The sequence below is a fragment of the Pseudomonas sp. PDM04 genome (assembly GCF_014851765.1).
GTDB lineage: Bacteria > Pseudomonadota > Gammaproteobacteria > Pseudomonadales > Pseudomonadaceae > Aquipseudomonas.
Map to the genome: position 1 here is coordinate 235,837 of NZ_JACVAI010000001.1, position 13,264 is coordinate 249,100.

8 protein-coding genes are annotated in these 13,264 nt (G+C 63.2%); 3 read left to right on the forward strand and 5 right to left on the reverse strand.

Features of this window, described 5'->3' with window-relative positions; all coding sequences use genetic code 11:
• Positions 1 to 65: 65 nt before the first annotated feature.
• From IB249_RS01120 to IB249_RS01130, 3 genes are all read left to right on the forward strand, one after another.
• Positions 66 to 1,274, forward strand: a complete 1,209-nt coding sequence (locus IB249_RS01120) for an SfnB family sulfur acquisition oxidoreductase (protein ID WP_192301700.1) — start codon at positions 66 to 68, stop codon at positions 1,272 to 1,274.
• A gap of 158 nt (positions 1,275 to 1,432) precedes the next feature.
• A complete protein-coding gene (locus IB249_RS01125; protein WP_192301701.1) occupies positions 1,433 to 3,976 on the forward strand; it encodes a TonB-dependent receptor plug domain-containing protein in 2,544 nt (847 codons plus the stop codon).
• 57 nt (positions 3,977 to 4,033) lie between these two features.
• A complete protein-coding gene (locus IB249_RS01130) occupies positions 4,034 to 5,626 on the forward strand; it encodes an ABC transporter substrate-binding protein (protein ID WP_192301702.1) in 1,593 nt (530 codons plus the stop codon).
• A 120-nt stretch (positions 5,627 to 5,746) separates the two neighbouring features.
• Here IB249_RS01130 and IB249_RS01135 read toward each other — a convergent pair whose 3' ends face one another.
• From IB249_RS01135 to IB249_RS01155, 5 genes are all read right to left on the reverse strand, one after another.
• Positions 5,747 to 6,925 carry a JmjC domain-containing protein gene (locus IB249_RS01135; protein WP_192301703.1) on the reverse strand — a complete coding sequence of 393 codons (1,179 nt, stop codon included), beginning with the start codon at positions 6,923 to 6,925 and terminating at the stop codon, positions 5,747 to 5,749.
• Complete coding sequence (locus IB249_RS01140; protein ID WP_192301704.1) at positions 6,918 to 7,979, reverse strand: LLM class flavin-dependent oxidoreductase; 1,062 nt, start codon at positions 7,977 to 7,979, stop codon at positions 6,918 to 6,920. The genes IB249_RS01135 and IB249_RS01140 overlap by 8 nt, the downstream gene beginning before the upstream one ends.
• Before the next feature lie 30 nt (positions 7,980 to 8,009).
• Complete coding sequence (locus IB249_RS01145) at positions 8,010 to 9,176, reverse strand: LLM class flavin-dependent oxidoreductase (protein WP_192301705.1); 1,167 nt, start codon at positions 9,174 to 9,176, stop codon at positions 8,010 to 8,012.
• A gap of 71 nt (positions 9,177 to 9,247) precedes the next feature.
• Entirely contained in the window at positions 9,248 to 11,785 is a 2,538-nt protein-coding gene (locus IB249_RS01150) for a TonB-dependent receptor plug domain-containing protein (RefSeq protein WP_225606794.1), read from the reverse strand.
• A gap of 153 nt (positions 11,786 to 11,938) precedes the next feature.
• Entirely contained in the window at positions 11,939 to 13,180 is a 1,242-nt protein-coding gene (locus tag IB249_RS01155) for an acyl-CoA dehydrogenase family protein (protein ID WP_318653478.1), read from the reverse strand.
• Positions 13,181 to 13,264: the final 84 nt, after the last annotated feature.

Sequence of the window (13,264 nt, forward strand, 5' to 3'; positions counted from 1 at the left end):
CCCGCAACCCACAGGGGACCGGGATTGGCTGAACCCTCCACCACTGCAAAGGAACAGGACTCACGATGACCGAAGCTCTTCGCACCGCCCACCCCCTGACGGTCGCTCCGCCCGCCAGCCCGGCCCATATCGTCCGCAGCGACCAGGAAGCGGTGCAGGTCGCCGAGCGCCTGGCCGCGCAGTTCAAGCAGAACGCCCAAGTGCGCGACGTCGAACGGCAACTGCCCTGGCAAGAACTGGAGGACTGTGCCCGTAGCGGCCTGCTGGCGATCCGCGTGCCCCGCGAGTACGGCGGCGCGCAGGTGTCCTACCTGACGTTGACCCGAGTGGTGGCCGCCATCGGCGAAGCCGACGCGTCGATCGGGCAACTGTTGTTGAGTATTGTCCTTGCCAGCAGCGTGATCGAAGCCGTCGGCCGCGAGGAACAGAAACGCCTGTTCTTCGGCAAGATCCTCCAAGGCTATCGCTGGGGCAACGGCCACGCGGAGGGCGGAAGCCTGCCGGCCGGCACGACCCGCACGCGGATCACCCGCGAAGGCGACCATTACCGGGTCAATGGTGCCAAGGCATACTCCACCGGCGCACTGTTTTCACAGTTGATTTCCATCGGTTGCGTGGACGACGACGGCCTGTCGAAAACCGCGGTGATCGATCGTCATGCCCCCGGCCTGACCATCATCGATGACTGGGACGGTTTCGGCCAACGCACCACCGCCAGCGGCACCTTGTTGCTGGATAACGTGCGGGTCGAACACAGCCACGTACTGGATTCGGAACAGGGCAAGACCCGCGCCAACACCTATGGCATTCCCGACCTGTTCCACAGCGCCCTGGACCTGGGCATCGCCCGCGCTGCGTTCAGCGACACCCTCGACTACGTACGCCATCACGCCCGTCCCTATGCGCGGACCGGTGTCGAGGCGGTGGCGGAAGACCCTTATGTGCTGGCGATCATCGGCGACGTGCACACGCGCATTCATGCCGGTGAAGTCGTGCTGGAGCGCGCCGCCGAGCTGTTCGACCAGGTCACTGCCGAACAGGGTCCGGGACCCTCGGCCCAGGTATCGTCGGCACTGGCGGCGGCGAAGATTCTCACCACCGAAGCGGCACTGCTGGCCAGCAACAAACTGTTCCAGCTCGGCGGCGCCAGCTCGACACGGCTCGAGTACGGCTTCGACCGACATTGGCGCAACGCCCGCACCCACACGGTCCACGATCCGGTGGCATGGAAATTCAATCTGATCGGCAAGTATCACCTGACCCTTCAACGCTGATCCCTTACGCACTTCGACCCCAGGAGGCAAACGCCACTCACACGACCTTGCGCGCTTCACAGCACATGCACCCCCACTTGCCAGGCTAGAACCAGCCAGCGTCGACTCACTACTGCACACACAGAACATAATGCAGAGGCAATACCAGGCTCATTCCCATGTCTCAACTTCCATCCCGACGTCACACCCTCGGTGTAGTTTTCTCCATGGGCGCTGCCAGCCTCGCGCCCGTTGACACCGCCAGCGCCGAAACCGATTACGAGAAAGACCGACTGGAAACCGTGGTGGTCACCGGTTCCCGGGTCGAGACCACCGCCCTCAAAGCCCTGGCCCCGGTGCAATTGATCAAGGGCGAGGCCCTGCGCTCCACGGGGGCCAGCGACTTGCGCCGCGCCCTGTCGCTGGTCGCGCCGTCGTACATCAACATCAACAGCAACGGCGGCGCCCTGTCGAAGAACGTTGGCGGCTCCTCGCTGCGAGGGCTGTCGGGCAACCAGGTGCTGGTGCTGGTCAACGGCAAACGCCGTCACGGCACCTCGATGATCAACAACAGCGGCGGCGCGACCCTGGGCTCCTCCGCCGCAGACCTCGGGCTGATCCCGATCTCGGCGGTGGAACGGGTCGAAGTGTTGACCGATGGCGCAGCGGCCCAGTACGGCTCCGATGCGATTGCCGGAGTGATCAACGTCATCCTCAAGTCCTCGGCGTCCGGTGGTTCGGCGGACGTGTCCTATGGCGAGTACAACCACGACGTGTCCAAGGTCGGCAACCTGGGCGATGCGGGCGCCACCTACACCGGCGGGCTGAACTCGGGGTTTGCGCTCGGTGAAAACGGCGGCTTCGCCAACCTCAGCCTGTCGTACCTGAAAACCGGCGACAGCCACACCGTCGGGCCGTGGAAACAGCCGTCGCAAGCGATCTGGCAGATCTACGCCGCGCCCAACGATCCGCGTGAAGCCTCGGCCAACCGCAACGTGCCGGAAAACTACGAGGTGGTGCCGATCCAGGAAAGCACCAGTTTCGCCTACAACCTCGGGTTGCCGCTCAACGACAACCTGTCGCTGTATTCCTTCGCCACCTACAGCCCCCGCACCTCGGAGGCCAAGGGTTCGTTCCGCTCGGAAACCAACGCCACGGCGAACGTCGTGACCACCCCCGGCGGCTACAGTTCGCGCCTGCAGACCAAGGAAGAGGACCTGCAACTCAACGTTGGCCTCAAGGCCGAAGACCTGCTCGGCTGGGCCTGGGATGCGGGCCTCAGTTACGGGCAGAACCGCGCCGACATCAACATCCTCAACACCACCAACCCGTCCTTCGGCGCGCTGTTGCCGTTGCAGAACATGCACGCCGGCGACCTGACCTTCGCCGAGAGCATCGCCTCGCTGTCCGCCCAGCGCGCCTTCGACACCGGGCTGTTCGAGCATCCGCTGAACGTCACGGTCGGCACCGAGTACCGCTACAACCGCCTTGAACTCGGCGCCGGCGAGTACTACTCCTATGCCGGTGGCGGCTACCGCTACCCCAACGATTATCCGGCGGTGAACCTGCGCGGCAGATTGGCGGGAGCCGGCTCGGCGTTCCTCACGGGGTTCAGCCCGCAGTTCGAATTCGACGAGTCGCGGCACAACACGGCGTTCTACGTGGACTTTGCCCAGAAGATCACCGACAAGTGGGACAGCGGCCTGGCGGTGCGCTACGAGGACTACTCGGACTTCGGTTCGGCGGTGGCGGGCAAGTTTTCCAACCGCTACCAGTTCACCGAACAGGTGGCCTTGCGCGGCACCGTGAGCAACGGTTTCCGGGCGCCGTCCCTGGCCGAACAGAACTACCAGAGCGCGACGGTGCAACCGGTCAACGACCCGATCACCAACACCTCGTACATTTCCTACTATTACGACACCCTGCGCCCGGACGCTCCCGCCGCCCAGGCGCTCGGGGCGAAGAAGCTCAAGCCGGAGAAGTCGACCAACGTCAGCTTCGGCCTGGTATTCACCCCGACCGATCGCCTCTCGGCCTCGGTGGATGTGTACCAGATCGACATCCGCGACCGGATTTTCCTCACCGGCGCCTTCAACGGTTTCAACAACGCCGCCGTGGCCCAGGCGCTGACCAGCGCCGGGTTGACCAGCCAACAGCAGGTTCGCTACTTCACCAACTTTGGCGATACCCAGACCCGTGGCATCGAGTTCAAACTCGACTATGACGCCGACTACGATCGCTTCGGCCGGGCCCACTGGGGCCTGAGCTATGCGCGCAACCGCACCAAGGTCAAGAGCGTCGACGACCCGGCGGTACTGAGCAATGCCGGGCTGAGCCTGCTGGATCGCGAGCGCATCACCCTGCTTGAAGAAGCCTTGCCGCAGAACATCGTGCGCGGCTCCCTCGACTGGCAATTGGGCAAATTCCAGGTGCAGTTGACCGAGCACTACTACTCCAAGACCCGTGCGGTGAACAATGTGCTCAACCGCGCCCAGGACTCCACCACCAGTGACTCGTTCATCACCGATGCGGCCTTGAGCTACCTGGTCACCGACAACATCAAGGCCACTCTCGGCGCCAACAACCTGTTCAACAAACGCCCGCCGAACCAGCCCGACAGCCTGGCCTCGACCATCAACCATGAAGACCCCTACGCCAACCGCAACACGCCGTACGGCATTGGCGGCGGTTTCTATTACGCGCGCCTGAGCTACGACTGGTAAGCCCCTCGCCACCTGGCTCCCTGGCTCAGGGAGCCCTCGCCTGAAAGGTCTTTTCCCATGGTTACGCGACGTACATTTCTCGGCTACTCCCTGGCTTCAACCGCCGCCGTCGGCCTGCTGGGTCATCGTCCTGGTTTGGCAAACACCCGCGGCGGCACCCTGATCATCGCGCAAAATCCCGAACCCACGGTGCTCACCACCGGGCTGACCACGGCCCCGGCCACACAATTGATTTCACCGAAGATTTTCGATGGCCTGCTGTACCTCAGCCCGCAGAACGGGCCGCAACCGCAACTGGCGGAAAGCTGGAGCTTCAGCCCCGACGGTTTGCAGGTCACGTTCAAACTGCGCCCGGGCGTGTTGTGGCATGACGGGCGGCCGTTCACCTCGGCGGACGTCGCCTTTTCGGTAATGGAGGTCTGGAAAAAATACAGCTCCCGTGGGCGTTCGGCGTTCCCCAATGTCCAAAGCGTCGAGACACCCGACCCGCTCACGGCGGTGTGGAACCTGTCGCGCCCGACGCCGTACCTGCTCAGTGCGTTGAACGCCCGGGACTCACAGGTACTGCCCAAGCACCTGTACGCCGGCACCGACATCCTCAACAACCCGGCCAATACTGCGCCCATCGGCACCGGGCCGTTCCGGGTCAAGGAGTGGGTACGGGGCAACTACCTGACGCTGGAGCGCAACCCCGATTACTGGCAAAGCGGCAAGCCGTTACTCGATCAGGTGATCTACCGGTTTATCGCTGACCCGTCGTCGGTGTCGGCGGCGCTGGAAACCGGCGCGGTGCATGTGGCCTATGCCGACACCCTGTCCAACAGTGAAATCAAACGCCTGAAACACCACCCGGCGCTTACCGTGCATGATCGGCTCAACACCTACGGCGGCACCGGCATCATGGCTTTCGAGTTCAATCTGCAACGCCCGGAATTCCAGGATGTGCGGGTCCGCCAGGCGTTCGCCCATGCCATCGACAAGCAGTTCATCCTGGACAACATCCTGCTCGGCCAGGGCACCACGGCCGACTCGCCGATCCCGAAGAATTTCCCGCAGTTCTACAGCGCCGATGTGCCGCAGTATCCATTCGACCTGAAGCGCGCCGAAGCCCTGCTCGAAGAAGCCGGCTTGAAGCGCGACAAGGATGGCGTTCGTCTGCGGATCAGGAATGACCCGAGCCCTTCGGCGGCGTACCAGCAGACCGCGAACTTCCTGCGCAGCAGCTTTGCGAAAATTGGCGTGAAGCTGGACATCCGCAACCAGGACTACGCGCAATTCATCGACCGCATCTACGGTCGCTACGACTTCGACACCAACCTGTCCCCCGCGTCCACCGCGCCAGACCCGGCCATTGGCTTGCAACGGTTCTACTGGAGCAAGAACATTCACTCGGGGGTCGCCTACTCCAACGCTACCCATTATTCGAACGCCCAGGTCGATGCATTGCTGGAGCAGGCCCAGGTCGACAACGACCCGCAACGCCGCTGGGATCTTTACCACCAGGTGCAGAAAAAAGTGCTGGAGGACGTGCCAAGGATTCCGATCGTTTCCAGTGAAGATGCGTTACTGGCCAGAAGCACCGTACAAAACCTCACCGACTCGACCGGCGGCGGCTTCATTGGCAACTTGAGCAATGTGACGCTGGGTTAATGGTTGCTCACAAGACCCGCATCCACCTCGGAACCTGTGGCAGCGAGCCTGCTCGCGATAAGGGCTTCACATCCGGCATCCACGACGCCTGACACTCCGCCCTCGCGAGCAAGCCCGCGCCTACCCGCGCGGCACCAGTTGGCGCAGGGCGCTGGCTTTCACCAGCCGTTCAAGCAACTGGCGCAGATCGCCCGGAGGGACCTGTGGCGACTGCCGACTCAGTCGGGGCAGGTCAAAGGCTGACGTGCGTTGCTGTAGCCACTGGATGGCGGGCAGCAATCCGTCGGGGACTTCACTGTCGAAGGTCACCCGCGGCCGCCAGTCCTGATCGAGCGCGGTCACCTGCAAATGCACGCGTCCAGGCGCAGAAGGCGTCACGGCAAGCTGCGAGCCGGGCACCCGCAGCAGCTCGGTGCTCTCCACCGGCGGCGTCGAACTCCAGTCAAGAATCGGTTGCTGCGCGTTGTTGACCAGGCGCGCGGCCAGTTCCCCGAGCAAGGTCGTCAACCCGTCGCGCTGCGCCTCCACCCCGCCATACAACGGCAAGCGCCAGCGCGAGTCCCCCAGCAACCACGGCTGCAACCACCGCAGCAGCGCATCGGCCAACACTGGCGGGCGGATGACGATGCTCAGGGACAACGACGGCTCCCGTGCCTCAGTCCGATGCCAGGTGCCGCGCGGCAGAAACAGCACTGAGCCGGGTTGCATCTCGTGCGGGGTGAACAGCACCTGCGAAGGATCGGGAAATCCCGCACGAGCCTGTTCGTAGAGGTTTTCCACCGCCACCATGTCGGGGCCGAATTGTGCGCCATACGGCAACTCGATCTCGGTCATTGGCGCCACGTAAAAGGTCTTGCGGCCCAGCAACTGAATGGAGATCACTTCCTCGGCATCGTAATGACAGGAGACCCCGTCATCCCCCGCCGAAGCAAAGGCGCTCAACCGCGCGCTGCCCGTCGCCACGCCCAGTTCACGCTCCAATTGGCGCAGAAAACCGGGCGCACCGGGCAGCGTCTGGGCAATGTCCTGCAGAAACACCGTGAGCCCCAACTGCAACAGGCTCGCGGCATTGGCCTGGCTGTCGAATGTCTTGGGTGAGCGCAAGCCACGACCGAACGACAATGGCCCACGGTAACGATCGGCCAACGCTTCAGGGCTGCTTAACAGCGGCTGCCGGAACACGTCCGGCAACCTTGCCAGCGGCCCGTGCTGGACACGGATCGCCGAGGGCCATGCCGAGCCTTCAACGCTGAGCCCTGGCGTACCGAACAACTGGCCGAGCAGGCTCAACTCAGCCACGACGCGCCACGGCAGCGCGTACCAGCGGGATCACGTCACGGCCAAAAACCAGGGTGTCGGGCACCGGATCGAAGCCGCGAATCAGGAACTTGTCGACGCCGAGCCTGTGGTACTCCAGCAACGCATCCGCCACCTGCTGCGGTGTGCCGACCAGCGCAGTGGAATTGCCATGCGCGCCGGTGACCGCCGCAAACTCCGTCCACAAACGCTCGTCGAGCACCGCCCCCTGGGCCGCCGCCTCGCGCAGACGCTGGGAACCGACGTTCTGGTGCAAGGCCGGGGCCGCCGGGTATCTGGCTTTCGCCGCCGCCAGCAGCTCCCGGCTGCGGGCCCACGCGGCGTCTTCGGTGTCCGCCACCAACGGCCGGAATGCCAGGAGGAACTTGATCTCGTTTTCCCGTCCATACCGGGCCGCCGCCTGGCGGACGTTGGCGATGGTCTCGGCGGTCTGCGCCAGCGACTCGCCCCACAACGCATAGACCTCGGCGTGCTGCCCCGCCACTTCGAACGCGGCCGCCGATGAGCCGCCAAAGAAAATCGGCACCCCGGCTCTGTGCCACGGCTTGACCGAGGACAGCGCCCCTTTGACCCGGTAGTAATCGCCCTGGTGATCAAACGGCTGGTCGCTGTGCCAGACTTTTTTCACCACGGTCAGGTACTCGGCGGTGCGTGCATAACGCTCATCCTTGGCGAGAAAGTCACCGTCGCGTTGCTGGTCCTCGTCGGTGCCGCCACTGATCACGTGCACCGCCAGCCGGCCTTCGCTGAACTGGTCGAGCGTCGCCAGCTGCCGGGCGGCAACGGTCGGCGCGACGAAACCGGGCCGGTGGGCGAGCATCACCCCCAGGCGTTCGGTGTTGTGCAGCACATACGCGGCAATCTGGTTGTTGTCCGGCCAGGTGGCAAAGCTGCCGATCAACAGGCGATCGAAGCCATTGGCCTCGGCGGTGTGCGCCATGTGCCTGATGTACGCCTTGTCGATGATCGGGCCACTGGCCTCGATGGTTTCCGCGCCGGTACGGCTGCTGGTGTGGCCGATGAACTCGAGACTCATGGTGGGCTCCTGATAAAGCGATGCGAGAGGTTACAGGCGCAGGCCGGCCTGCTTGAGCAGCGGCAGGATGCGCTCGCCGAAATACGCCAGGTCCACGGCAAAATCGTGGAAATTCAATTGCACACCATCGATGCCGGCGGCCTTGAGCGCCACCAGTTGCTCGACCACCTGCTCTGGCGTGCCGACGATTTCGATGTTGCCGCCCAGACCCAACCCTGTGTTGCGCGAGCCGTCTGCCCGGCCCCGCCAGGCATGGGCGTCGCTGGCATAAGCCTTGTGATTGCCAAAGGCGCCGGGGATCTTGTTGCCGATAATCGCTTCCAGGTACTCACGGGTTTGGGCTTCGGTATCGCGGCTGACAATGATCGGGTTGATGATGGTTCGCACCTCGCGGCCAAACGCCCGGGCGCGTGCCTTGATGTTCTGCACGTGGGCAGGAATGTCTTCCAGCGTCTCGCGAATCCCTGCGCCCGAGGAGTTGGTGATGAACACCAGGTCGGAATGGCTGGCGGCGAAATCGATCCCCGCCTCCGACCCTGTGGCCGTGACCAGCACCGGACGCCCGAAGAGCGGCTTGGGTGTGATGTAGCCGTCCTTGATCCGCCAGCCATGCCGGCCTTCGTAGGTGAAGTTCTCGTTGCTGCTCCACAACGTATTGAGCACGTCGAACAGCTCGCCGGTCAGTTCATAACGCTGGTCATGCTCGATCTGTGGGTGACCGAACATTTCATGCTCGATGGGCCGGTGTCCGGTGACGATGTTGATGCCCCAGCGCCCCTTCGCGATATGGTCCAGGGTCGCGCCGTACTTGGCGATGTGCAGCGGGTGCAACGGGCCGTAGAGCACGTGGATGGTCGACACCAGAATGATGCTGTGGGTAATCGCCGCCATCGCGCCGAGGGCGATGAACGAATCCAGCGATGCCTCGCCGTCGTAACCGCCCTTGGGCAGCCACTGGGTGCGGCTGAAAGCCAGGTCGAAACCCAGGGCTTCGGCCTGCTGGACGATTTTGGCGTTGTAGTCGAAGGTCCAGGTGTTGGACGTCGGGTGGCTGGTCAGGCGGATGTCCTGCATGTTGAGGAACACCCCCAGCAGCAAGGGTTGCTCCAGGGCCTTGCTCAAGGGGCTGTCGGCGAAGTCCAGCGGTGCCGGAAACGCCGCGCGTTCAATCGGTTCATTGACGTGGGGCTGAGCCATTTCGATATCCTTTTTAGGCGAATGAAAGGCTGGGACACCCCGGCGGCAAACGCGCCGGCGTGCCACCGCGATTACCAGAAATAGTCGAGACGTGCGTAGTAGTAGCCGCCGTCCACGCCGTAGGGCGAGTACCAGCTGTACGCCGGGTTATCGACGGGCATGAAGTAGAAAAGCTTGGCTTGCTCGCTGAGCTGTTCCGGCCGCTCGTTGAAGATGTTCAAGCCCCCCACGGACACCTTGAGCTGGTCGCTGACGTTGTAGGCCACGTCCAGGTCGGTGATGAACGCCGACTTGACCTTCTCATCCCGGTTGGGGTTGAAGTAGCTCTTGCCGGTCACGGGGGAATAGCGGGTTTCCTTGACCGACACTTCGAAGTCGTTGACGAACCAGGTGTGCGACAAGGCGGTCTTGTTCTTCGGGAAGGCCGTGGTCAGGTTGCCTTGCTTGTCCCGGCCCAGCACCTGCACACCGGTCCCCGCCAGCGAGTCGGGCTCGTTGATGCTGCGGATTTCCTGCAGGCTCTGGGTGCTGGTCAACGTCCATTTGCCGCGCCCGTACGGCCCGTAATCGGCCCGGTAATCCGCCACCAGATCGATCCCCCGGGTGCGCGTGTCGGCGAGGTTGCCGTAGTAGGCGACGCTCTGGTTGGTGCTCAGCCCCGCGTTTGCCAGCAATTGGGCGATGTTGGCGTCATTGACGCCGCTCAGGGCGCTGGTTTGCAGGATGCGGTCCTTGATGTCGATCTGGTAGAAGTCGACGGTCACGTCGAGGTTCTTCGCTGGCGTGGCGACGAAACCCACGCTGTAGTTGCGCGACTTCTCCGGCTTGAGCGCCTTGGAGCCCAGGGCCGTCGCCTCCGGCGAGCCGGGCTGTGCGTAGGTGGTGATGTTCTGGCTGAGCACCCCGGTGACCGGGTTGGCGCTCCAGGCCGATGTGCTGGAGGAGAAATACTGTTGCTGCAGCGACGGCGCGCGGAAACCATTGTTGATCGCACCGCGCACGGCGAAGGTCGGGGTCAGTTGATAGCGGGTCGAGATCTTGCCGCTGGTGGTGTCACCCACGTCGCTGTAGTGCTCGAAACGTCCGGCCAGGCTCAACTCCCAGTCGCTGGTCAGCTTCTGGGTGAAGTCGACGTAGCCGGCGGTGTTGCTGCGATCCCAACTGCCGGCGGCCTCGGGGCTGAAACCGCCCCACCCCGCCGAACCCGAACTCGGGCGCTTGCCGGCGTTGGGCGAACCCACCGGGTAGATGTAGCCACCGTCGGCGTAGGAAGCGAATTCACCCTTGCGGATCTGGTAGCCGTCGACCCGGTATTCGATGCCCGCCGCAACATGCAACGGGTCGGCGAACAGCCCGGTGTCGAACGAGCGGTTGATGTCGAGGTTGTTGGTCCACTGGCTGAAAATCGCTTCGCCGTTGTCGATGTCTGTCGGGCTGGCGGGACCGAAGGAGGCATTGAGCGAGTCGTCGTTGTGGTACTGCACGTCGTTGCGGCCATAGCTGGTCGACAGGTCCCAGTCCCAACCGAGCACGTCCTTGCCCTTGATGCCGAACACGCCTTGCAGGTCGTCCTCGACCGAGCGGAACTTGGGCAGGAAGCCGTCGGGATAGATCTCGGGAATGTTCTGCGCCGAGTTGGCGGTGCGGTAGGTGCCGAAGCCCGTGGAGTCGCGGTGGCTGAACGTCGAGAACGAGTAGAAATCCAGCGCGTCGTTGAGCGGCAGCTCGGCGTTGTAGGCGAAGTTGTAGGTCTGCGCTCGGGGCTGGCCCATGATCTGTCGGTTGCGACTTTCGCCGAACTCCCGGGGGTCGTTGCCCGAGTAGATCTTGGTCCGGTCCGGCACGGCGCCGGCGACGTTGCTGGTTTCCTGGATCTTGATGTCGCCGCTGAGGTTGAAAAACCCGTCGTTGGGCAACTCGAAACCCTGGTTGATCAGGCTTTCACCGGTCGCGCCAAAGTTGCCCTTGTGCCCCTCGCGCTGGCCGTACTGGCCGTAGAGCGCGGTGGCCTGGCCGCCGCTTTTGTTGCTTTTGAGGATGATGTTGATCACCCCGGCGATCGCATCGGAACCGTATTGGGCGGCCGCGCCGTCACGCAGCACTTCGATGTGGTCGACCGCACTGACCGGGATCAGGTCGAGGTCCACCGGTGACTGTCCGTTGGAAGTCGAGGACGATTGGTGGAAGATCTGCGCGGTGTTGTGGCGGCGCTTGCCGTTGACCAGCACCAGCACCGCGTTACCGCCCAGGCCCCGCAGGGTGGCGGATTTCACCGCGATCCCGGTGGCGCCGGTAAAGCCAGCGTCGTTGGTGTAGGAAGGCACTTGCGCCGCGAGGGCATCGCGCAGGTTCTGCTTGCCGGACCGGGCCAGGTCATCGGCGGAGATCACATCGATGGGGGCCAAGCTCTGGGCCACGGTGCGTGACTCAGTGCGCGAGCCGGTGACCACCACGGTTTCCAGGGCATTGTCGCCTTTGGCCGATTGCCCGGCACTGCGTCCGCTGCTGGAATCGTCGGCGAAGGTGGCAGCGCTGCCACACAGGGTCATCACGCCAATCGACACCATCAATCCGAGGGGCGAGCGTGGGGTATTCAAACGAACATTCATGAACTACCTGCAAAAAATCAATTTATTGCTGGCGTGGTGGACGTTCCTGGCCATCTAACAAGGATTAGGAGATGCGGTACCTGGTGGGGTCTTGCGCGTTAGTAGGGTGAAGCGGATGGAAAGATCAAACTTGCAGCGTCCATGCACAACAACTTAGAAAACCAGCCCCTCTCTCAGGTGTGTGGTGGTTTCATTCAAATAAAAGTCACCGACAACCCGTGCCTTGTGCAACAAGGGATTGTGGTTCAATACCGTGCGAATATTTCGCCAATGCCGATCAAAGTTGTACTTTCGTGAGGTCGCCGAACCGCCTCCGACTTCAAACAGGACTTCGGCAGAACGCAGGGCAAGTTTGGCGACCACCACTTGCATCTGTGCATTACTGATCGACGCATCGATCAATTGTTGATCCACCCCCGGATCAGCACTTAACAGGGCGCGTGAACTTTCATCCAGAATACGAGCGGTGTGGGCGATCAACGCGTCCGCCGCGTAGACGTTGGCGGCAATTTCGCCGACCACCTGTTGCACGAACTGATCGTCCCGGGCGATCTCCACCGGGCTGTGCATGGCCGCGCGCGCCTGTTTGCGTACGTAACTCACCGCGTCCTGGCGGATGTTGCGCACCACGCCGGCGGCGCAGGCAGCCAAGTGCAACTGGCGCAACGTCGAGCAATGGCGGCCGACATCAGCGTCGTGGCTGCGGGTCTTCAGTTCGCTGACCAGCACTTCGACATTGTCCAGCAACACCCCGCCACTGGCGGTCAGGCGCTGGCCCATGCCGTCCCAGTCGTCGAGCACGTTGATGCCCGGGCGGTCGGCGGGCAGCAGCACGGAAACCACCTGCCCGTCATCGTTGGTCGCGGAGAAAGACAGGAAATCGGAGTAGGCAGAGCCGGTGGCGTACCATTTCCTGCCGTTCAAACGGTAACTGTCCCCGACCCGGGTCAAGCGCGTGAGAATGGTGCCCAGCGGCGCACCCACCTCGGTGTGAGCCCCGGCAAACAGCTTGCCATCGAGAATCTTGCTGATGTAATCGCGCTTCTCGGCACTGTCCGGGCTATGGATCACCGCTTCGCTGAAGTTGAAATGCGAACGCAGCGCATGGGCGACGTTAGGGTCGGCGGCAGCCAGGCTCGCGATCAGCTCGATGTAGTCGCTCACGCTACCGCCGGGCCCGCCCAGCTCGACGGGAATCCTCAGGGCGCCAAGCCCGGCCTCGCGGATCAGGCGGAAGGCTTCGAACGGCAACTCGCGCTCCAGATCACGCTGCGACGCTTCCTTGGCGATCTCTCCCGCCAGGGCCGGGATACGCCCCAGCAAAGTGCGCAAGACATCGGGGGATGAAGTTCCGGGCCGGTTCGAGCTGACATCAATGGAATGATTGAACGTCACACTTGCCTCATCTAACGAACGAATAAAGTTGCTCTGCCCACGATGGACAGACCCTATAACTTTTGGACATATACCCCAATTAGC